Source organism: Nakamurella flava (assembly GCF_005298075.1).
GTDB classification, from domain to species: domain Bacteria; phylum Actinomycetota; class Actinomycetes; order Mycobacteriales; family Nakamurellaceae; genus Nakamurella; species Nakamurella flava.
The window spans coordinates 95,938-116,995 of record NZ_SZZH01000008.1; the positions used below are offsets into that span (position 1 = coordinate 95,938).

At 72.4% G+C, this 21,058-nt stretch carries 22 protein-coding genes and 1 tRNA gene; 5 read left to right on the forward strand and 18 right to left on the reverse strand.

The genetic code is table 11. The features are described from left to right. Positions 1-13: 13 nt before the first annotated feature. The gene (locus tag FDO65_RS21515) at positions 14-559 is read right to left on the reverse strand and encodes a DoxX family protein (protein WP_137451812.1); all 546 of its coding nucleotides are present in this window, start codon (positions 557-559) and stop codon (positions 14-16) included. A gap of 44 nt (positions 560-603) precedes the next feature. After that, complete coding sequence (locus FDO65_RS21520) at positions 604-903, reverse strand: DUF3253 domain-containing protein (protein ID WP_137451813.1); 300 nt, start codon at positions 901-903, stop codon at positions 604-606. A 163-nt stretch (positions 904-1,066) separates the two neighbouring features. Here FDO65_RS21520 and FDO65_RS21525 point away from each other — a divergent pair, with 163 nt between their 5' ends. Together FDO65_RS21525 and FDO65_RS21530 are read left to right on the forward strand one after the other, a co-directional pair. After that, positions 1,067-1,540, forward strand: coding sequence for a hypothetical protein (locus tag FDO65_RS21525; RefSeq protein ID WP_137451814.1), 474 nt, complete (start codon positions 1,067-1,069; stop codon positions 1,538-1,540). Between the two features lie 19 nt (positions 1,541-1,559). After that, complete coding sequence (locus FDO65_RS21530; RefSeq protein ID WP_137451815.1) at positions 1,560-1,940, forward strand: DUF4175 domain-containing protein; 381 nt, start codon at positions 1,560-1,562, stop codon at positions 1,938-1,940. Between the two features lie 10 nt (positions 1,941-1,950). Here FDO65_RS21530 and FDO65_RS21535 read toward each other — a convergent pair whose 3' ends face one another. From FDO65_RS21535 to FDO65_RS21545, 3 genes are all read right to left on the reverse strand, one after another. After that, on the reverse strand, positions 1,951-2,538 hold the full coding sequence (locus FDO65_RS21535; RefSeq protein ID WP_420847563.1) for an MSMEG_1061 family FMN-dependent PPOX-type flavoprotein: 588 nt from the start codon (positions 2,536-2,538) through the stop codon (positions 1,951-1,953). Between the two features lie 191 nt (positions 2,539-2,729). Then, positions 2,730-3,866, reverse strand: a complete 1,137-nt coding sequence (locus tag FDO65_RS21540; protein WP_137451817.1) for a GGDEF domain-containing protein — start codon at positions 3,864-3,866, stop codon at positions 2,730-2,732. A 100-nt stretch (positions 3,867-3,966) separates the two neighbouring features. After that, complete coding sequence (locus tag FDO65_RS21545; protein ID WP_166442338.1) at positions 3,967-5,373, reverse strand: MFS transporter; 1,407 nt, start codon at positions 5,371-5,373, stop codon at positions 3,967-3,969. Between the two features lie 107 nt (positions 5,374-5,480). Here FDO65_RS21545 and FDO65_RS21550 point away from each other — a divergent pair, with 107 nt between their 5' ends. Both FDO65_RS21550 and FDO65_RS21555 read left to right on the forward strand, forming a co-directional pair. Further along, entirely contained in the window at positions 5,481-5,780 is a 300-nt protein-coding gene (locus FDO65_RS21550) for a YciI family protein (protein ID WP_137451819.1), read from the forward strand. A gap of 55 nt (positions 5,781-5,835) precedes the next feature. Further along, the gene (locus FDO65_RS21555; RefSeq protein ID WP_205850234.1) at positions 5,836-6,246 is read left to right on the forward strand and encodes an SRPBCC family protein; all 411 of its coding nucleotides are present in this window, start codon (positions 5,836-5,838) and stop codon (positions 6,244-6,246) included. A gap of 75 nt (positions 6,247-6,321) precedes the next feature. On the opposite strand, the gene FDO65_RS21560 is transcribed toward FDO65_RS21555, so the two are convergent. The 9 genes from FDO65_RS21560 to FDO65_RS21600 all read right to left on the reverse strand — a co-directional run bounded on the left by FDO65_RS21560 (position 6,322) and on the right by FDO65_RS21600 (position 14,844). After that, a tRNA-Pro gene (locus tag FDO65_RS21560) sits at positions 6,322-6,395 on the reverse strand. Positions 6,396-6,423: 28 nt separating this feature from the next. Beyond that, the gene (locus FDO65_RS21565) at positions 6,424-8,343 is read right to left on the reverse strand and encodes an MFS transporter (RefSeq protein ID WP_240757808.1); all 1,920 of its coding nucleotides are present in this window, start codon (positions 8,341-8,343) and stop codon (positions 6,424-6,426) included. Between the two features lie 177 nt (positions 8,344-8,520). Further along, positions 8,521-9,966, reverse strand: a complete 1,446-nt coding sequence (der, locus tag FDO65_RS21570) for a ribosome biogenesis GTPase Der (RefSeq protein ID WP_137451820.1) — start codon at positions 9,964-9,966, stop codon at positions 8,521-8,523. Beyond that, complete coding sequence (locus FDO65_RS21575; RefSeq protein WP_137451821.1) at positions 9,963-10,700, reverse strand: lysophospholipid acyltransferase family protein; 738 nt, start codon at positions 10,698-10,700, stop codon at positions 9,963-9,965. Before FDO65_RS21575 ends, der begins: the two co-directional genes overlap by 4 nt. Further along, positions 10,697-11,410: a (d)CMP kinase gene (gene cmk, locus FDO65_RS21580; protein WP_205850235.1), complete on the reverse strand. Its 714-nt coding sequence runs from the start codon at positions 11,408-11,410 to the stop codon at positions 10,697-10,699. Before cmk ends, FDO65_RS21575 begins: the two co-directional genes overlap by 4 nt. After that, entirely contained in the window at positions 11,407-12,186 is a 780-nt protein-coding gene (locus FDO65_RS21585; protein ID WP_137451822.1) for a pseudouridine synthase, read from the reverse strand. The genes cmk and FDO65_RS21585 overlap by 4 nt, the downstream gene beginning before the upstream one ends. A gap of 62 nt (positions 12,187-12,248) precedes the next feature. Beyond that, entirely contained in the window at positions 12,249-13,100 is an 852-nt protein-coding gene (gene scpB / locus FDO65_RS21590) for an SMC-Scp complex subunit ScpB (protein WP_205850236.1), read from the reverse strand. Further along, on the reverse strand, positions 13,097-14,041 hold the full coding sequence (locus FDO65_RS21595) for a segregation and condensation protein A (protein ID WP_137451823.1): 945 nt from the start codon (positions 14,039-14,041) through the stop codon (positions 13,097-13,099). Before FDO65_RS21595 ends, scpB begins: the two co-directional genes overlap by 4 nt. Then, complete coding sequence (locus tag FDO65_RS21600) at positions 14,038-14,844, reverse strand: ParA family protein (RefSeq protein ID WP_137451849.1); 807 nt, start codon at positions 14,842-14,844, stop codon at positions 14,038-14,040. The genes FDO65_RS21595 and FDO65_RS21600 overlap by 4 nt, the downstream gene beginning before the upstream one ends. A gap of 620 nt (positions 14,845-15,464) precedes the next feature. On the opposite strand from FDO65_RS21600, the gene FDO65_RS21605 reads away from it, so the two are divergent. Next, positions 15,465-16,688: an AI-2E family transporter gene (locus FDO65_RS21605; protein ID WP_137451824.1), complete on the forward strand. Its 1,224-nt coding sequence runs from the start codon at positions 15,465-15,467 to the stop codon at positions 16,686-16,688. Positions 16,689-16,791: 103 nt separating this feature from the next. Here FDO65_RS21605 and FDO65_RS21610 read toward each other — a convergent pair whose 3' ends face one another. The 4 genes from FDO65_RS21610 to FDO65_RS21625 form a co-directional block, all read right to left on the reverse strand. Further along, positions 16,792-17,091, reverse strand: a complete 300-nt coding sequence (locus FDO65_RS21610) for a DUF1540 domain-containing protein (protein WP_137451825.1) — start codon at positions 17,089-17,091, stop codon at positions 16,792-16,794. A 182-nt stretch (positions 17,092-17,273) separates the two neighbouring features. Then, positions 17,274-18,443, reverse strand: coding sequence for a site-specific tyrosine recombinase XerD (locus tag FDO65_RS21615; protein ID WP_137451826.1), 1,170 nt, complete (start codon positions 18,441-18,443; stop codon positions 17,274-17,276). After that, positions 18,440-19,195 (reverse strand): NUDIX domain-containing protein, encoded by a 756-nt coding sequence (locus FDO65_RS21620; RefSeq protein ID WP_240757812.1) that lies wholly within the window; start codon positions 19,193-19,195, stop codon positions 18,440-18,442. Before FDO65_RS21620 ends, FDO65_RS21615 begins: the two co-directional genes overlap by 4 nt. Further along, positions 19,192-20,958, reverse strand: a complete 1,767-nt coding sequence (locus FDO65_RS21625) for a CTP synthase (protein WP_137451827.1) — start codon at positions 20,956-20,958, stop codon at positions 19,192-19,194. The genes FDO65_RS21620 and FDO65_RS21625 overlap by 4 nt, the downstream gene beginning before the upstream one ends. Positions 20,959-21,058: the final 100 nt, after the last annotated feature.

Here is a 21,058-nt window from a genome sequence, read left to right on the forward strand (position 1 = left end):
GGAGTTCCGACGGTCAGACGGGCAGGGCGTGCCGGACGGCGGTGGCCGCGTCCTTGATGCTGTGGGTGACGTCCTTGGACGCCAGCGCCGCCTCCAGGCGGGCCTCGTTGGCCGACCGCTTCACCGCGGCGGGGGTCCGCCGCAGCCGCCAGCCCAGCGACGGCTTGCCGTGGGTGTCGACCGCCGCCAGGATCAGTCCGCCGAGCATCGAGGCGTTCTTGAGGAAGTGCAGCAGCTGCTGCTCGCGGGCGGCCGGCTCCTGCTCGTTCCAGAACGCGTGACCGGCGATGGTGGTGGGCACCAGCGAGCCGGCCAGGGCCAGGGCGGACAGCCGGGGGAAGTAGCCGAACGCCAGCGCCGTACCGGCCACCACCTTGACGGCCGCGTCGATGGTGACGAGTTGCTCGGTGCTGCGGATCCCGTCGACGTTCTCGACGACCGGCTTGACCACATCCTCGGCGGCCGGGGTCACCGCCTTCGGGTGGCGCAGGGTGTCGATGCCGCCGACGACGAAGACGGTGGCGAGCAGCGGGCGGGCCAGGCGACGGACGAGAGGCATGCCCTGTTTCTACCCCCCGGGGGTCCCGTCGAACCGGCCGGGCCTCACCCGCGTGTCCGGGGTCGGCGGATCCGGATCGGCCCGGTCACCGCCGTGGGGTCGACGACGATGCCGCGCTGGGTGATCTCGGCCTCGCCGCGGGCGACGAGGCGCCGGGCGATGACGCGGACCGGTTCCATCAGGTCACGCCAGTCGTCGGTGTCGACGGCTCGGGCGACCTCGCTGGGGCACACCGAGCCGTTCGGGGCGCGGCGGTCGAGCAGCTCGGTCAGGACGGCGGCCAGTCGGTGGTCCTGCCCGTCGGCGACCTCGGGGTCCTGGTCGTCGGATCGCGGCTCGGTCATCTGGTTCCTCCGCACGCTCGGGCGACCCGTCGGGCCCGTCTCCGGCCGTCCGCGCCGTACCGTCGGGGGCGACCGCAGAGTTCCCCGCGCTGCGGCGATCGAGCGATCGGAGTGTGCGGTGTCGGTGACGGGAGAACCCGGGGACGGCGAAGCGGCACCCCCGGTGCCGACCGAATCGTCCTGGTACGCCCGGCACCCGGTGCTCACGGCGACGGTCCTCGGTCTACTGGCCGGGGCGGCGGTCGCCGCGCTCGACCTGACCCTGGGCAGTCCCGGACGCGACTGGCGGGGCTCGGTGGTACTGCCGGCCGGCCTGGTCACGGTGTCGGTGCTGCTGACCCTGGCGCGGGTCCGGCGCTCCGCGCGGCTGCGGGCCGACCGGCTCGGCCTGGCGCTGGCCGCGGTCGTCGGGATCGCCCTGGTGGTCGTCGGCGTCAGCGTCATCCCCGGTTCGACGACCGTGCCCCGGGTGCTCAACGGCGGCCTGGTGACGCTGCTCGGTCTGGTGCTGGCCGTGGTCGCCGGCGCGGCGGCCATCCGCCCACCGGTGCGGCACGCCGATGCCTCGGCGGGCACCCTCGACTGGTCCGCCGGCACCCCGGACGACACCCCGCCCACGCCCGTCGACCGTCCCTGATCAGGCAGGATCGGCGACCATGGAACAGCTGCAGCGGTGGTTCATCCGCTGGCCCATCGGCATGGGGATCGCGTTCGGGGTGGTCCTCGGGGGCGTGGTGTTCCTGCTGAGCCGGGGCTCGGGAACCACCGGTTCGCTCATCGGCGACGGTTTCCTGCCGCTGTGCCTGACCGGTGGGGCCATCGCCAGCGCCCTGCTCGGCGACCGCCGGCGCGGCGGGCCGTTCGAGGACCGGCTGTGGACGGGGGTGGCCGGGGTGATCGGCCTGGCCCTGGCCGGGTTCGGCGGCTGGCTGCTGACCTCGACGGCCCCGGCGCTGCTCGGTGCCCTGCTCATCGTCGTCGGGCTGGCCGTCGTGGTGCTGTGCGTGGACCGGGCCCGGCGCTGGGAACGGCCCTGACGGGCCGCGCCTACTCCTCGCGGTACAGGCGCTCGGCGTAGCTCGGCCCGTACCGCTCCTGCAGGTCGGCCAGCGGCACCTCGGGGGTGACGATGGTCCGGGTCAGCACGGCGGTGGACGGCACCGCTTCGGCCGGCGAGCCCGGGCCGCCCCAGCTGTCGGGCTCCCACAGCTTCGAACGCAGGAACGCCTTGGGGCAGTGGTGGAACACCTCGTCGATGTCGACGACCAGCGCCAGCATCGGCCGGTGGCCCTTGACGAGCAGTTCGTCGAAGAAGGGGGCGTCGCGCAGCACGCGGGCCCGGCCGTTGATCCGCAGGGTGTCGTTGCGCCCGGGGATGAGGAAGATCAGCCCGACGTGGGGGTTGGTCAGCACGTTGAGGTAGCCGTCGACCCGGTGGTTGCCGGGCCGTTCGGCCAGGGCGATGGTCTTGTCATCGATGACGTGCACCAGGGAGCCCGCCGGGTCGCCCTTCGGGGAGACGTCGCAGGTGCCGTGGCCATCCGCGGTGCCGACGAGACAGAACGGCGACGCGGCCAGCCAGACCCGGTCGAGCTCGTGCAGCGCGGGGCGGACCTTGCGGACCGCGGTCGTCATCGGCTCGCCGACGAGCGCGCGCAGTTCGGCCGGGTCGCCGACCGGGACCCAGCCGGCCTCACGCGGGGAGGCCTCGGCCGGTGCGGTGTGCTGACGGGGGGTCGCGGTGTCGCCCATGACGGGAGCCTAGCCCGCCTCCGTGGCACCCGGGCCGGGACGACCGACCCGACACCGGGGTGACGGACGGCCGGTCAGGGCTGGGCCGGGCCGGCGGGGACGGGCCGTTCACCGGTCAGTTCCTCCGGTCGGCCGGAGGTGGACGACGGGCCCGGGCCGACGATGACGCGGGAGGTGCCGGTCGAGACGACGATGCGGTCGCGACCGGACCGTTTGGCCTCGTAGAGCGCGATGTCGGCCGCCGTGTAGAGGCTGCGGTGGTCGCCGGCGTGGCTGGGGGCGTGAGCGGCCCCGCCGCTGACCGACAGACTGGTCGTCCCTCCGTCGGGCAGCGTGACGGTCAGGCCCCGGACGGCGACGCCCAGCGCCTCCGCCCGGTCGGGGAGGTCGGCGGCGTGCATGCCGGGCAGCAGGATGGCGATCTCGTCGCCGCCCAGCCGGCTGATGACATCGGTGCTGCGGCACTGGCCGCGCAGGACTGCGGCCAACTGCACCAGGACCTCGTCACCGGCCGGATGCCCGAACCGGTCGTTGATGGCCTTGAAGTGGTCGACGTCGACCAGGATCAGGCCGGTGCCCACGTCGGGCGAGCGGCTCAGGGCGGTGCGGGTGGCCTCTTCCAGGACCCGGCGGGTGACCAGCCCGGTCAGCGGGTCGACCGCGGCGAGCTGTTCGAGCCGCTCGACCAGCCGGGCCGTCCGCTCGACGCTCTGGAACAGCAGCAGGGTCGCAGTGAGGCCGATCCCGGCGAAGTAGGCCATCGTCACGACGGCGTCGATCGGCGGCAGCACGGTGAAGACGACGACGGCACAGGCGGTCTGCACGAGACCGGAGATCAGGATGACGCCTGGTTGACGCAACTGGGACGCGGCGTAGAGGGCCGGGAAGACGAAGCTGAACAGTCCGACGAATCCGGCGTCCGAGGTGGCCAGGTCCAAGGCGGCGATGAGGACGACGCCGGCGACCGGGAGAACGGCCCAGAGGGTGCGCCCGACCAGCGACGGTTCCCGGCGCACGGCGAGGAACGCGACGGCGACCGCGAAGAGGGCCAGCGACGTGGTGACCGGAGCGATCAGATCGCCGGTGTGGCCACCGGCGATCCGGACCAGTGCCTCGAACAGCATCACGCCCGCGGCGACTGCGGTCATGATGGCGACCTTGTGCGCGGCCACCCGGCGGTCGCGGGGGTGCAGCCAATCGATCAGTCGCATGGGGATCCGTTCAGAGGACGTGGAGGACGCCCGCCAACTGTATCGCTCAGAGTAGCCAAAGACTACTTTGCGTAACTGATCGTGGGGGCGGGCGGCGCGATCAGGCCCGCGTCTGCACGTCCGCCCGCCGCAGCAGTCCGGCCATCACCAGCCCGACGGCCACCAGGACGACGACGGAGCCACCGACCGCCCGCACGAAACCGTCGTCACCGCCGGCCACCACCGCGGTGGCGGCCACGGCCCCGAGGACGGCCACACCGAAGCCGCCGCCCAGGTCGTAGGCGATCTCCTCGAGGGCCGCCGCCCCACCCACCTCGTGCTCACCGGCCGAGGAGATGATCAGGTCGTTGGCCGCGACGGCCACCACCTCGACACTGAACCCGACCACACCGGTGCAGATCCCGAAGACGACGAACGACTCGGCCCCGCCGAGGGCGACGACAGGCACCAGGGCCAACCCGGCGACGACCAGTCCCCCGGAGATCGTCCGGCGGTGACCCAGCCGGCGCAGCAGCCAGGGCGAGCAGAACCCGCCGGCCATCGTGGCCAGCGCCAGGGGCAGCAGCATCAGGGCGGCGGTGAACGCGGCCAGGCCCCGGCTGAGCTGCAGGTGCTGGGCGAACTGCAGATCGAGCCCGACGATCGCGAACATGGCCAGGAAGATCGCCACCAGCGCCGCCGAGAAGGACCGGTCCGCGAAGAGCCCCAGGTCCAGGGTGGGCTGCACGCCGGCGGCCATGGCCGCCCGCTGCCGGCGCAGGAACGCGACCACCAGGCCGGCCGAGACCACCGCGCTGACCGCGCTGACCAGCACGGCGTGGTCGGCCAGCTCGTTCGCGGCCAGACAGGCGGCCAGCACGGCCCCGACGGCCAGCAGCTGGCTGACCAGATCGAAGCGGGCCGGTCGGTCCGACCGGGACTCCCTCGTCCAGGCCAGCGCGGCGACGATCACCACCGCGCAGACCGGGACGTTGACCAGGAACACCGATCCCCACCAGAAGTGCTCGACCAGGAAGCCACCGATCACCGGGCCCGCCGCCGCCGCCCCGGCCGAGGTCATCGACCAGATCGCGACGGCCCGGACGCGGGTGGCGCGATCGGGATAGGCCACCCGGATCATCGACATCGTCGAGGGCATCGCCATCGAGCCACCGACGGCGGACACCGCCCGGGCGAGGATCAGGGTGGTGGGGTCGCCGGCGAACGCCGCCCAACCGGAGGCCAACCCGAAGACCGCCAGCCCGACGACGAGGAACAACCGCCGCCCGAACCGGTCCCCCAACACCCCGGCCGACAGCAGCAGCGGGGCGACGACGAACGGGAACACGTCGATGATCCACAGCAGCTCGCCGGGTGTGGGGTCCAGGGCCCGCTGGATGGAGGGGGCCGCCACGTGCAGGACGGTGACGTCGATCGAGATGATGCCCAGCGCCGCGCACACCGTGGCCAGCACCAGGGCCGGGCGGGCCGGGCGCTTGACGGAGGGTGACGGGGACGCGGCGGTCACGCGGGTCAGACTAGGACCGGCATACCGGTTCGGTCTCGGGTTCCGGACCGGACCCCGACCATCGGGCGACCCCCGGGCCGCCGGGACCGTGGTGTTCACTGCGGGACATGTTCGTGATCGTCGTGGAGTACACCGCCGACCTGTCCGCCGTCGAACCCGTCATGCCGGCCCACATGGAGTGGGTGGACGAGCACTACCGGGCCGGGTTGTTCCTGGCCTCCGGGCGGCGGGTGCCCCGCACCGGTGGCGTCGTCCTGGCCCAGGGCGAACTGGCCGCGGTGGAGGCCGCGGTGGCCGCGGACCCGTTCACCACCGAGGGCGTGGCCCGGTCCACGATCATCGAGTTCACCCCGTCGCGGTTCGGTGGCCCGCTGGACACCGACGCCGTCCGGGCCGCCCTGGGGTGATGTCGTGGGCGGTGCGGACCGGGCGCGGACCGCGCCGCGGTGCCAGACTCGGCGGATGCGCAGCCGTCACATCAGCCGGGTCGTCGCGGCCGCCCCGGATGTCATCTACGCCTACGCCGCCGACCCGGATCACCTGCCGAACTGGGCGTCCGGGCTGGCCAGCAGCCCGGCGGTGCGGGACGGCGATGCCCTCGTCGTCGACTCCCCCATGGGCCGGGTCACCGTTCGGTTCGTCCCCCGCAACGATCTCGGCGTCCTGGACCATGACGTGACCCTGCCGTCCGGGGTGACCGTGACCAACCCGATGCGGGTGCTCCCCCACCCGGAAGGCGCCGAGATCCTGTTCACCGTCCGTCAGCTGGATGCCAGCGACCAGGAGTTCGACCAGGACGCGGCGCTCATCGAGGCGGACCTGCGGACCCTGGCCCGGTTGATCGAGGAACAGACCCTCGCGGTGGGCGACTGACCTGGCGTGGCTGACCGGCCGGACCCGGAAACGACGAAGCCCCGACGAGACCTGCGGTCTCGTCGGGGCTTTCGGTCGGGCTGACAGGATTTGAACCTGCGACCCCTTGACCCCCAGTCAAGTGCGCTACCAAGCTGCGCCACAGCCCGAACACCCGGCGAACCGGGCTCGAACAGCCTACCGCACGCCGGCGGCCGCTCGGTGCCGCCCGCCGCCGCTGCCGGGGTCGGACCCGGGCGCGACAGCCGTCCGGTCGATCGCGGCGTGCTGACCGGCGGCGTGCCGGGCAGGCTGGTCCGGGATGCGGGGGGCGGGGCGATCACCGGTGTCCGCCGACGAACCGGCCGCGCCCACCAGCATCTTCTCGTCGGCCGGGGCGGCCTCGACGGGTGCGGGCTCGCCGTCGTAGAGCACGACCTCGTCGTGGACGACCCGCTGGCCGCGGAAGAGCGAGACCACGGCGGCGATCAGCAGCATGGCGATGGCCACGCCGAAGGCGACGGTGAGGCCGTCCTTGAACGGGCCGGAGATGAGGCTCGGGAAGAACGTCTGCCCGGTCAGCGTCGCGGTGTCGACGCCCGGCATCGACGTGCCGCCGAGCAGGGTGGCGATCGGGTTGGCGCCGAGGAACGCGGCGAACAGGGTGCCGACCGGCGGGGTCTGGGCGATGGCGTCGGCGGTCCCGGCCGGGACGCCGTGCGCGGTCAGCCCGCCGTACAGCGCGGACGGCATGGAACTGGCCAGGCCGATGGCCATGAGGGTGAAGAACCCGCCCATCGACAGCACCTGGCCGGCGTTCATGCCGGTGGCCCGGATGCCGGCGGCGGCGCCACGCTCGGCCGCCGGGACGGCGTTCATGATCGCGGCGGCGTTCGGCGAGGCCATCAGGCCGGAACCGATGCCGTTGATCGCCAGCATGGTCGCGAACGCCGGATAGGAGAAGTCGGCCGGCAGCATCAGCAGCCCGACGAAGCTGGCCGCCTGGATGAGCAGGCCGCCGGTGGCGAAGGCTCGGGCGCCGTAGCGGTCGGACAGGTAACCGGACACCGGTCCGGCGACCAGGAAGCCGACGGTCAGCGGCAGCATGTAGATGCCGGCCCACAACGGGGTCTGCTCGAAGTCGTAGCCGTGCAGCGGCAGCCAGATGCCCTGCAGCCAGATGATCAGCACGAACTGCAGCCCACCGCGGGACATCGCCGACAGCAGGTTGACGATGTTGCCGGCGGTGAACGCGCGGATGCGGAACAGTCGCAGGTCCATCATCGGCTCGGCAACCCGCATCTGGACGGCCACGAACACGCCCAGTAGCACGACGCCCAGGACGAGCAGGCCGACGACGGTCGGGCTGGTCCAACCCATGGTGTGGCCGCCATAGGGCTGCAGGCCGTAGGTGATGGCGACCAGGATGGCGATGAGGCCGAACCCGAACGTCACGTTGCCCCACCAGTCGACGGTCACCTTGCGCGCGGCCCCGGCCGGCTTCGGCGCATCGTGCAGGTGCCGGTAGCCCATGTAGGTGCCCCACAGCCCGATCGGCACGCTGACCCAGAACACCGCACGCCAGTCCCACTCGGACAGCACGCCGCCGATGATCAGACCGAGGAACGAGCCGGCCAGCCCGGCGACCTGGTTGATGCCGAGGGCGAACCCGCGACGGTCGGCCGGGAAGGTGTCGGTGATGATCGCGGCCGAGTTGGCGGTCAGCATCGCGCCACCGACGCCCTGCAGGATGCGCAGACCGATGAGTTCCCAGGCGCCGGCGGTGCCGGTGTTGGGCAGCAACGCGCAGGCGATCGAGCCGACGGAGAAGATCGCGAAGCCGAGGTTGAAGAGCTTGGCCCGGCCGTACTGGTCACCCAGCCGGCCGAAGGTGACCACCAGGACGGCGGTGACCAGCAGGTAGCCCATCAGCATCCACAGCAGCAGCGAGATGTTCTGCGGGGCCAGCGGATCCAGGCCGAGGCCGGCGAAGATCGCCGGCAGCGAAATCAGCAGGATGGACGAATTGAGCATCGCGGCGAGGATGCCGACGGTCGTCAGGCCGAGGGCCACTCGCCGTTCGTGGGCGACCGAGTGGGTCGTGGGCACAGTGCGCACGGGAATCCTTCAGGAAGCGGAACGGGTGTCAGGTGGCTTCCCGGACGGCGGCGCTGCCCTCCGAGATCGTTAGCCAGTCTAACAACTATTTCGCTTCGCTAACAACCCCCGGTCATCGCGAACGGCGAAGGCCCCGGGTCACTGACGTGACCCGGGGCCTTCGCGGACGGAAAGCGACTACTTGCGCCCGCGCTTCTCCCGCACCCGGACGTTCACGCGCACCGGCGAGCCGGTGAACGAGAAGTCCTCGCGCAGCCGACGCTCGATGAACCGGCGGTACCCGGCCTCCAGAAAACCGGTGGTGAACAGCACGAACGTCGGCGGCCGGTTCGCGGCCTGGGTCGCGAAGAGCACCCGCGGCTGCCGGCCACCCCGGACCGGCGGCGGGGTCGCGGCGATGAGCTCCCCCAGCCACGAGTTCAACCGGCCGGTCGGCACGCGCCGGTCCCACGACTCCAGCGCGGTCCGCAGCGCCGGGGCGATGCGATGCACGCCCCGCCCGGTCTCGGCCGAGATGTTGAGCTGCTGGGCCCAGGGAACCCGGTTCAGGCCGCGTTCCAGCTCCCGGGTGATCTCCTCGCGCCGGTCGGCGTCCACCAGGTCCGCCTTGTTCAGGGCGAGGACCAGCGCCCGCCCGGAGTCGGCCACCATCGAGATGACCCGCTGGTCCTGCTCGGACAGCGGTTCGGAGGAGTCGATCAGCACGATCGCCACCTCGGCCGCCTCCAGCGCGCTCTGGGTGCGCAGCGAGGCGTAGTACTCCATGCCCGATGCCTGGTTCACCCGTCGCCGTAGACCCGCGGTGTCGACGAAACGCCACACCTCGCCGTCCAGCTCGACCAGGGAGTCGACCGGGTCGACCGTGGTGCCGGCGACGTCGTGGACGACGGACCGCCACTCGCCGGTCAGCTTGTTGAGCAGCGACGACTTGCCGACGTTCGGCTTGCCGACCAGGGCGACCCGGCGCGGGCCCCCGCCACCGAAACCGAACTTGTCCATCGGCGCCTCGGGCAGCGCGGCCAGCACGGCGTCGAGCAGATCGCCCGAACCCCGGCCATGCAGGGCCGACACCGGGATCGGCTCACCCAGACCCAGCGACCACAGCGCCGCGGCGTCCGCCATCAGCCGCTCGTCGTCGACCTTGTTGGCGACAAGGATCACCGGCACCTTGGAACGCCGCAGCACCCGGGCCAGGGCCTCCTCGGCCGCGGTCGCCCCGACCGTCGTGTCGATGACCACCAGGACCGCGTCGGCGGACTTCATGGCCCGTTCGGCCTGCGCGGCCACCGACTGCTGCAACCCGGCCGCGTCCGGCTCCCACCCGCCGGTGTCGACGACGGAGAACTTCCGGCCGTTCCACAGGGCGTCGTAGCTGACCCGGTCCCGGGTGACGCCCGGGATGTCCTGCACGACCGCCTCTCGGCGCCCGAGGAACCGGTTGACCAGCGAGGACTTGCCGACATTGGGCCGACCGACCACGGCCAGCACCGGCAGCCGGGCCCCGCCGGAATCGCCGTCGGCGTCGTCGCCGAACTCCTCCCAGCCGGTGAATTCGCTCTCGTCCGACCAGCTGCCGTCACCGGCCCAGCTCTCGCCGGTGTCGCCGGGCTCCTGCGTCGTCATCGTTCCTGCTTCCGTCCGGAGGGGGCCGCGGCCCCCTCGTGCTGCGCGAGTTGCCCATCGAGCGTACGGACGAGACCGGCCAACCGGACCCGCACTTCCTCCGTCGCGGCGGCCACGGCGGCGCGGCCGGCGCCCTGGGGCACGCTGAACGGCGTCCCGACGAGCATGTCGACCCGCGGTTTGATGCGGCGCCGGGCACCCGCCGGGCGGGCCGTCCCGCGGATCGCGACCGGCAGGACCTGCGCGCCGGACCGGGCGGCCAGCCACCCGGCGCCGGGGAACACGGTGTCGACGTTGCCGTCGCCGCGGGTGCCCTCCGGGAAGATCCCGACGACGCCGCCCGCCTTGAGCTGGGCCAGCGCCTTCATCAGCGGCTCCCGGTCGGGGACCCCACGGACCAGGGCGTACTGCCCGACGTTGGTCAGCAGCCAGCCCAGCGGGCCCTTCACCGCCTCGGCCTTGATGAGGAACGACGACCGGCGGGTCAGTTCCCCGAACGCCAGGGCACCGTCCAGGAAGTTCTGGTGGTTGACGACGACCAGCAGCGCCCCGTCGGCCGGCACGTTGGCCATCCCGTGCACCCGCATCCGGTAGAGCACGGCGGCCAGCGTGATGCCGATCCGGCGGCCCCGGTCCATCCCCTTCGGGCCGACATGGTCCGGGGTGGGGTCGTTCTCGCCGCCCAGCCGGAACCAGCGGCGAAAGCCCCTGGCCGGCTCAGCCGTCCTGCTCATGAGCGGATCCCCCGCTCGGCCGCCAGGCGCAGCACGGTGGCGACGGTCTCGGCCAACTCCATCTGCGACGAGTCGATCACCACGGCATCGTCGGCGGCCTGCAGCGGAGCGTGCTGCCGGGACGAGTCGGCGTCGTCCCGGCGGGCCAGATCCAGGGCGACGGCGGCGATGTCGCTGGCCGGCGCCACAGCCGCGGCCGTCCGGCCGGCGTCCTGCCGGTGCCGGCGGCGCGCCCGCTCGTCGGCGTCGGCGGTCAGGTAGATCTTCAGTTCGGCGTCCGGGACGATGACGGTGCCGATGTCCCGGCCCTCCACCACCATCCGCCCCGAGCGGGCGAGCCGGCGCTGCCGGGTGGCCAGGTGTTCGCGGACCGCCGGGTTCGCCGACACCGGGGTGACCGCCCGGGTCACCTCCGGCCCGCGGATCTCGGAGGTCACCGACCGGCCGGCCAGTTCGTGCTGCTGCGCCGAGGGGTCGGTCGGGGAGTCGAACGTGACCGACGCGACCATCGTGGCCACCGCCTCGTCGTCCGTCGGATCGATCCCGGTCTCCAGCACGGCCAGCGTGATCAGCCGGTACATGGCGCCGGTGTCGAGGTAGCCGGCCCCGAGGGCGGCCGCGACCCGCCGGGCCACCGTCGACTTCCCGGTCCCGGACGGGCCGTCGATCGCGATCACGAACGACCCGGGGGCGTGGTCGGCGGCACTCACAGACCGACCGCCTTGTACAGCTGGCTGACCTCGACGGGGTTGAGTTTGCGCAGGGTGCCGGGCCGCTGGTGGCCGAGGCGCAACTCGCCGATCTGGGTGCGGACGAGCCGCGTCACCGGATGGTCGACGGCGGCCAGCATCCGCCGGACAATGTGGTTGCGGCCCTCGTGCAGCACCACCTCGACGACGGCGCGGCCGTTGTGGATGTCGACCACGTCGAACGAGTCGACCTTGACCAGGCCGTCCTCCAACTGGATGCCGCGCTTGAGCTGGCGGCCGAGGTCCTTCGGGATCGGCGCCGGCACCTCGGCCATGTAGGTCTTGGCCACCCCGAAGGACGGGTGGGTGAGGCGGTGGGCCAGATCGCCGTCGTTGGTCAGCAGGATCAGGCCCTCGGAGTCCATGTCGAGGCGGCCGACGTGGAACAGCCGCTCGGTGCGGTCCTCCAGCAGCTGCCCGATGTGTGGGCGACCGAGCTCGTCGGACATGGTGGACAACATGCCGGGCATCTTGTTCAGGGCCAGGTAGACGAGGTCGTCACGCAATTGCACGCGCATGCCGTCGACGTGCACGACGGCCTGGTCGGGGTCGATGCGGGTGCCCATCTCGCGGACGACGATGCCGTCGACCTTGACCCGGCCGGACCGGATCAGCTCCTCGGCCTTGCGGCGGGACGCGACCCCGGCCGAGGCCAGCACCTTCTGCAGGCGCACGCCCTCGGCGTCGTCGTCGGGCTGGTCGTTGGATCGGCCGCGGCCGGGGGTGTGTGCACTCATCACTGTTCCGTCGTCGTGTTCGTGTTCATCGTCTGCTGATCGGACCGGGGGTCGACCCGGCCTCAGGTGTCATCGGGACGCAGGGCCCGGTCCAGGGCGGAGTCCAGGGGTTGGTCCAGGTCGGCGGCCTCGGGTAGCAGCGGTCCCAGGGACGGCAGCTCGGCCAGGTCGGTCAGGCCCATCCGGTCCAGGAACAGCGGAGTGGTCCGGTAGAGGATGGCCGAGCTGTCCGGATCGGACCCGGCCTCCTCGATGAGACCACGGGCGGTCAGGGTGCGGAAGACACCGTCGACGTTCACCCCACGCACCGCCGACACCCGAGCGCGGGTGACCGGCTGGCGGTAGGCGACCACGGCCAGCGACTCCAGGGCGGCCTTGGACAACCGGCCCTGCGCGCCGTCCAGCACGAAACGTTCGACGATCGGCGCGAACCGGTCCCGGGTCCAGAACCGCCACCCGCCACCGATCTCCCGCAGCTCGATCCCCGACCCGGCCGACGTGTACCGGTCGGCCAGCGCCTCCAACTCGGCGGTGACCCGCTGCGGGGTGTGGCCGACGGCCACGGCCAGATCGGCGGCGGTCGCCGGGTTGTCCAGGATCAGCAGCACCGCTTCCAGGGCCCCGACCAGGTCGTGGTCGGGGACCCGCTCGGCCGGCTCGCCTCCGCCCCGGCCACGCGGGGCGGGCGCAGCCGGTTCCGCGTCCCGTTCCTCCACGGTCGCCTCACCGTCCGGTGGCTCGGCGCTTTCCGGGGCGACGGCATCGGGATGCTCCTCGGATGCGGCCCCGACGGGGCCGGACGGCCCGTCGATGTCTGCTGTCCCGGGTGCCGGCGGCGACGGGACGGCCGGGGTCGCGGCCGCGTCCGGGGTCTCCTCCGGGACGGCGGATGCCGTCGACCCGGGGCTGGTCATGCGTACTCCTCCACGGTCTGCGGGGGCCCGTCCGACGGGCCCGGAACGCCGGGGGCGTCCGACCCGACCGACGCGGCTCCGGTCCACCGTACGGTGAGCGGGCCGAGGGGTTCGACCTGATCGAAGGCCACCTGGGCCTCCCGATACAGATTCAGCAGTCCGAGGAAGCGGGCGACCACCTCCAGGGTGATCCCACAGCCCGCGACCAGCTCGCTGAACGTCGCCGAGCCCCGCGCGGCGAGCAGCTCCTTCATGGACGCCGTGTGTTCGGCCACCGACACCGGGGAGGCGTGGATGTGGTCGAGGTTCACCGACGGGGGCGGCGGCTTGGGGGCGAACTGGGCCGCGGCCAGCGCGGCGAACTGTTCGGGGGTCACCCCGATCCGCACCGGCGCGAGCAGTCCCAGGTAGCGGGGCTCCAGGGTGACGGCGCGCGGGTACCGGCGGAGTGCCCCGGCCTCCAGTTCGGCGAACAGCACGGCCACCTGCTGGTAGGCCCGGTAGGCCAGCAGACGGGCGAACAGCAGGTCCCGCGAGGCGAACAGGTCGTCGGCCAGGCCGGACTCGGCGTCCTCGTCGGTCTGCGGCAGCAACCGGGCCGCCTTGATCTCGACCAGGGTGGCCGCGATGACGAGGAACTCGGTGACCTGGTCCAGATCCCAGCGGTCCCCCATCCCCCGGATGTGGGCGACGAAATCGTCGGTGACCTGGCTGAGCGCCACCTCGGTGACGTCCATCCGCCGCGAGCTGATCAACTGCAGCAGCAGGTCGAACGGCCCGTCGAAGTTGTCCAGCCGGACCCGGAAGGTCCGGTTCGGGGGGACCGCCTCGCTGGTCGCCGCGTCGGTGACGTCCGGCGGCGACCCGTCGGGGGATGCGGTGCTGTTCGCGTCGGTGACCGGCGCCGCCGGGGCCTCGTCGGGCTCCGGCGTCGCGGTCATCGTGCGATCACTTCACGCGCGAGCATCCGGTAGGAGTCGGCCGCCCCCGAGCTGGGGGCGTAGCTGGTGATGGGCTCCCCGGCCACGGTGGTCTCCGGGAACTTCACGGTCCGCGAGATGACCGTGTCGTACACCGCGTCCCCGAACCGCTGGACCAGCATCGACAGCACCTCACGGGCGTGCATGGTGCGCCCGTCGTACATCGTGACCAGCACGCCGCTGACGTCCAGATCCGGGTTGATCCGGTCCTGCACCTTGCTGATGGTGTCGACCAGCAGGGCCACGCCCCGCAGCGAGAAGAACTCGGCGGCCAACGGGATGATGACGCCCTGGGCACAGGCGAGCGCGTTGACCGTGAGCAGACCCAGCGACGGCTGACAGTCGATGAGAACGTAGTCGTAGGCGTGCAGCACCGGGCGCAGGGCGCGGGCGAGGGTGTGTTCGCGGCCGACCTCGTTGATCAGCTGCACCTCGGCGGCCGACAGGTCGATGTTGGCCGGGATGAGGTCCAGCCCCTCGACGGACGTCGGGATCAGCACGTCGGTGAGCTGCGTCTTCGGGTCGAGCATCAGGTCGTAGATGGTGTGCTCGAGCTGGTGCGACGCCACCCCGAGACCGGCCGACAACGCCCCCTGGGGGTCGAGGTCGACGACCAGCACACGACGCCCGTAGCCGGCCAGCGCAGCACCCAGGTTGATGGTCGAGGTCGTCTTGCCGACCCCGCCCTTCTGGTTGCACATCGCCAGCACGGTGGCCGGACCGTGACTGCTCAGCGGGGTGGGTTCGGGATCGCGACCCCGCATCGCCCGCACGGCGGGCGAGGAGGAGTGCGCCAGGTTGGGCCGATCGGCCGGGCCCGGCTGAGCCGGGACCACTGGCGCGACCGCCGGGGCGGTCAGCAGAGCACTCTCGGAGCGGCCCTCCGCGGCCGGTTCGGCGTCGACCGCAGGCGGCGACACCACCTCGGCCTCGGGGGCGGTGCCGCGGTACACCTGCGGCTCCCAACCCGGCGCCTGCACCGTCGCATCCGGACCAGCTTCCCCACTGGCCCCGATGTTCCGGGAGGCGAAGGCACTGAAGTCCCTCGCTGGTTCGGTCATCACACTCCCGCCCTGACGCAGCACGTCGTCATCCCGACGACCCGGCCAGACTATGGGCCCCCCGCACGCCCACCAAGGCGACCCGCCGCACGACACGCCGCGATCGATGCCCGACAGCGCAGAAACGGCGCGCTGGCAAGACCTTCCGCCCGAAAGCGGGGTTCGGCTCACGGTTCGACGGCGCGTCCGGCGGACGGAACGCCCCCACCGACCCGGTATCCACCACAATCGGCAACCGTCTGCAATTCCGGCATTCCGGGACGGGCGAGGCCGGTACGACCTCGGTGTCACCGCCCGTCCCGGCAGCAGAACGGACCGTTGCCATGCCCGAGCCGATCGACAGCCCCGCCGCCCGCGCGACCGACGCCGCGGCGTCCGCGCATCCCGAGGCGCACCCCGACGATGGCTTCGCCGCTCCCCCGGCGGTTTCGCCGGCGGCGGACCCACCGGCCCCGCTGATGACCGCCCTGCCCCGCGGACTCGTCGTCATGCTCGCCCTGGCGTCGCTCGTTGTCGTCGGGGCGGGTATCCGCGCGGTGCCGGACATCGTCGGGCCGGTCTTCCTCGCGCTGGTCCTGACCATCACGGTCGAACCGATCCGCGGCTGGATGGTCCGGCACGGCGCCCCCCGGTGGCTCGCCACCCTGGCCGTCGTGGTGGGGGTCTACGCGATCATCATCGGCCTGGTCGCCTCGGCCGTCATCGGCATCGCGCAATTCGCGTCGATCCTTCCGCAGTACGCCGACCAGATGACCGCGCAGATCGCCGGCCTGCGGCAGTTCCTCGCCGGATTCGGCATCTCACCCGACCGCACCCAGGACCTGGTGGGTCACCTCGACAGCAGCAAGGTGGTCTCGGTGATCACCGCCCTGCTGTCGGCGGTCGGCTCCGTCCTGTCCTCGCTCTTCTTCGTGGTGACCCTGCTGATCTTCCTGGCCGTCGACGGGGCCGTCTTCGGCGAACGGATGGAACGGGTACGTCAGGGCCGGGAACCGGCGCTCGGCGCGCTGTCCACCTTCGCCGTCGGCACGCGCAAGTACTTCGGCGTCTCCACGGTCTTCGGCGCGATCGTCGCCGTCCTGGACTGGGCGGCGCTGCTGCTCCTCGGCATCCCGGCGGCCGGCCTGTGGGGGCTGCTGGCGTTCGTCACCAACTACATCCCCAACATCGGGTTCATCATCGGCATCGTCCCGCCGGCCCTGCTGGCCCTGCTCGTCGGCGGCCCCGGCCTGATGATCGCGGTGGTCGTCGTCTACTGCGTGCTGAACTTCGTCATCCAGTCCGTGCTGCAACCGAAGTTCGTCGGCGACGCGGTGGGCCTGACGACGACGGTCAGCTTCCTGTCCCTGATCGTCTGGTCCTACCTGCTGGGTCCGATCGGCGCGGTGCTGGCCATTCCGGCCAGCCTGCTGGTCAAGGCCCTGCTGATCGACGTCGACCCGGACGCCCGGTGGCTGCAGCTGTTCCTGGGCGACGAGCCGGTGTTCAAGCCCAAGGACCCGAACCGGGGGCCGTGGTACCGCCGTCGGCCGTCCGGCACCCCCTGACCGGGCTGACCGGGCCGGGAAACAGCTCGACCCGGCGACCGCGGTGCGGTCGCCGGGTCGAACCCGTGCGGCGGGGTGGAGAGTTCGGTGTCGCCGGCTGGGATCAGCGGGTGGAGAAGGTCAGGCAGTCGGCGGCGTCGGAGCCTGCGCCCACCCGGATGGAGCTGGCGGTGCACTCCAGCGACTCGTTGTGGGAGCAGTCCGACCGCTGGCAGGCGCCGACGTGGCCGGTCACCTTGGTCAGCCCACCCTTGGCCCCGAGCGGGATGAAGGTCGCGCACTCGGCGGCCTCGCCGCCGGTCTTGATGGTGATGGCGTGCGCATGACACGACGAGTGGTCGTTGTACGAGCACCCGGAGACGGTGCACTCGGTGATCGGGGGCATTTCCAGGGACGCGGTCATGGCTCCTCCAGGAGGGTGTCGGTCGGGCCGTGCTGCTGCGAGGCGCTGAACGTAGGGCCGACGGTAGACCGCCCCGGCGCGTTGCGCTAGCAAGGCAGTGCTGCCTTACCGCAGCTCAGAGGCGGTGTGAACGATCATGAAAGCTTAGGCTCGCCTGATCTGACGGCGCGGGCGGTGGGCGGTCACCGGGCCCGCGGGTGGGCGGTCGCGTAGACCTCGCGCAGGGTGTCGACGGTGACCAGTGTGTAGATCTGGGTGGTCGTCACCGAGGCGTGCCCGAGCAGCTCCTGCACCGTGCGGATGTCCGCCCCGCCCTCCAGCAGGTGGGTCGCGAACGAGTGGCGCAGCGTGTGCGGCGAGACCGGAGGGCCCGCCGCCGCGGCCTGTCCGGCCTGTCCCTCGGTGTCATTCCCGGCCGGGGCCACCCCGTCGGGGCCGGCGGCCGGCAGACCGGCGCGCCGCGCGGTGTCCCGCAGGATCTGCCAGGCGCCCTGCCGGGTGAGCCGGCCGCCGCGGCCGTTGAGGAAGAGTGCGCCGGTGGCCGCCCGGCGGGCCGACCCGCCGGTCGAACCGGCCCGTTCCGACGCCGGACCCGCGGCCAGGGCCGGCCGCCCCTGCACCAGATAGGCCTCCAGGGCGGCGACGGCGTACGAACCGACGGGCACCAACCGTTCCTTTCCACCCTTCCCGCGGAGCCGGAGCACCGAGATCTCCCGCTCCGCGCCGGCCGGGGCGAGGTCGAGGTCGTCCAGGTCCAGGCCGACCGCCTCGCTGATCCGCGCCCCGGTCGCGTACAGCAGTTCCAGCAGCGCCCGGTCCCGCAGGCCCCGCGGGTCGGTGCCCGACGCGGCGTCGAGCAGGGCGGTGATGGCGGGCACGCCGAGCGCCTTGGGCAGTCGCCGCGCCGGGGCCGGTGGGCGTACCGACCGGGCGGCGTCGTCGGCGACCGCGCCTTCGGCCAGCAGGAAGCGATGCCAGCCCCGCGCGGCGACCACGGCCCGGGCCGCCGAGGACGCCGCCAGCGGTCGCCGGACGACGGATCCGTCGGTGGATCCGGTGCGCAGGTCGACCAGGAACCCGGTGACGTCGGCCGGGGTGATCTGGTCGACCTGGACCCGACCCTGGCCGGCCAGGTATTCGAGGTACCGGGTGAGATCCCGCCGGTAGGACAGAAGGGTGTTGCGGGCCGAACCCCGTTCCACGGCGAGGTGGTCGAGGTAGGCGCGCAACGCGACCTGCAGGGCCTCCGACGGCACGGCGGGGACGACCTCGACCTCCCCGATCGCCGGTGGGGCGACCGGTTCCGGCCCGGGCGCCCCGGACGGGGTGACGGTCCTGGCCGCCGAGCTCATCGGCCGGCGGGATCCGACCCGGTGGACGCCGTCTCCGACCGGGCTCCGTCGCCCAGCGGCGGCGCGGCGGGCACCGGTCCCGCCCCCGGCGGGGTCAATCCCCGATCGACTCCGGTGAACGGCAGCCCGGGCGCGGCGTCGTCGAGGCCCCGCGGGCGACGCCCGGAATCCAGGACGGAACGGGCGGCGAGCACCCCGGCGACGGCCATCACGTTGACGATCCGACCGTCCAGGGCGGCGGTGACGGCTTCGTCGAGGGGGATGTGGACGACCCGGATCTCGGCTTCCTCGTGCTCGCCGGCGTCCGGGCGACCGACCTGACGGAGCCCGGTCGCCAGGTAGATGCGGACCATCTCGTCGGTGAACCCGGGCGAGGTGGCCACGTCCAGCAGCACCGACCAGTGGTCGGCCTCGTACCCGGTCTCCTCCAGCAGCTCCCGGGCCGCGGTGGTGTGGGCGGGCTCGTCGGCGATGTCCATCAGCCCGGCCGGCAGCTCCCACAGCCGGCGTCGCACCGGCGACCGGTACTGCTCGATGAGCACGACCGTCGGGGCGCCCCGGCCCTCGTCCGGCACGTCGAGGGCGACGACGGCGACCGCCGCGTCGTGTTCGACGACCTCCCGGTCCGCCATGCCGCCACCGGGCATGACGAGGTGGTCGATGCGCACCGCGGACACGCGCCCGGACCAGGGGTGTTCCTGGCCGATCACCGCGTAGGTCGGCCGGTCGGCGGCCGCCGCGCCGTCGGTCACCGGGCGACCGCGAGGTCGCTGTCGGCACCGTCGGTGTCGGCCGGGTCGACGGCGACCGGGTCGCTCTCGTCGTCGCGGATCGGCAGTCGCTCGGACTCCAGGTAGTCCAGGGCGGCCCGGACGAACGCCTGGAAGAGCGGGTGCGGCCGGGTCGGACGGGACTTGAACTCCGGGTGCGCCTGGGTCGCGACCATGAACGGGTGCAGCTCGCGGTCCAGCTCGACGAACTCGACCAGGTGCGAGTCCGGCGACGTCCCGGAGATCACCAGACCGGCCTGCTGCAGGGTTTCGCGGTAGGCGTTGTTGACCTCGTAGCGGTGCCGGTGCCGTTCGGTGACCAGGGTGCTGCCGTAGATCTCGGCGACCAGCGAGCCGGGGGCCAGCTTGGCCGGGTAGGAGCCGAGCCGCATGGTGCCGCCCATGTCGCGGGCACCGGAGACGACGTCGGTCTGGTCGGCCATGGTGGCGATGACCGGGTCGGCGGCGGTGGCGTCGAACTCGGCCGAGTTGGCCCCGCCCAGGCCGGCCAGGTTGCGGGCCGCCTCGATGACCATGCACTGCAGGCCGAGGCACAGGCCGAGCAGCGGGATGCCGTGGGTGCGCGCGTAGGTGATGGCACCGAGCTTGCCCTCGATACCGCGGACCCCGAACCCGCCGGGGACGAGGATGCCCTGCACGTCGGCCAGCGCAGCGGCCGCGCCGGCCGGGGTCGCGCAGGTGTCGGACGCGACCCAGACGATCTCGGTGCGGGCCCGGTTGCCGAACCCGCCGGCGCGCAGGGCCTCGGTCACCGACAGATACGCGTCGGGCAGGTCGATGTACTTGCCGACGACGGCGATCCGCACGGTCTCGGTCGGCTGGTGCACCCGCTCGAGCAAGTCGCCCCAGGTCGTCCAGTCGACGTCCTTGAACGCGAGGTTGAGGCGGCGGACGACGTAGGCGTCCAGGCCCTCGGAGTGCAGCACCTTGGGGATGTCGTAGATCGACGGGGCGTCGGGCGTGGAGATGACGGCCTCGTTGTCGACGTCGCACATCAGCGAGATCTTGCGCTTGAGGCCCTCGGGGATGTCCCGGTCGGAGCGGCAGACCAGGGCGTCGGGCTGGATGCCGATGTTGCGCAGCTGGGCGACCGAGTGCTGGGTGGGCTTGGTCTTCAGCTCGCCGGACGGCGCCAGGTACGGCACGAGGGAGACGTGCAGGAAGAAGACGTGGTCGCGACCGACGTCGTGGCGGATCTGCCGGGCCGCTTCCAGGAACGGCAGCGACTCGATGTCGCCGACGGTGCCGCCGATCTCGGTGATGACGACGTCGGGGATCAGGTGGTCGGCGTCGGGGCCGGCGGCCGGATCGGGCTCGGCCATCGCCCGGATGCGGTCCTTGATCTCGTTGGTGATGTGCGGGATGACCTGCACGGTGTCGCCGAGGTACTCGCCACGACGCTCCCGGGCGATGACCCGCGAGTAGACCTTGCCGGTGGTGACGTTGGCGTCGGCCGACAGGTTCCGGTCGAGGAACCGCTCGTAGTGACCGATGTCCAGGTCGGTCTCGGCGCCGTCCTCGGTGACGAAGACCTCACCGTGCTGGAACGGGTTCATCGTGCCGGGGTCGACGTTGATGTACGGGTCGAGCTTCTGCATGGTGACCCGCAGTCCCCGGGAGGTGAGCAGGCGACCGAGGCTGGAGGCGGTCAGTCCCTTACCCAGGGACGACGCGACGCCGCCGGTGACGAAGATGTGCTTGGTGATGCGCGGCGATGGCGCCAAGGCGACTCCCGTGTGCTGTCGATCTCATCGACGTCCGACCTGCCGGCGAGGACTCGCCGACTGACGGTCCGGCCGCTCCCGGCGACCGTCCCACGGGATT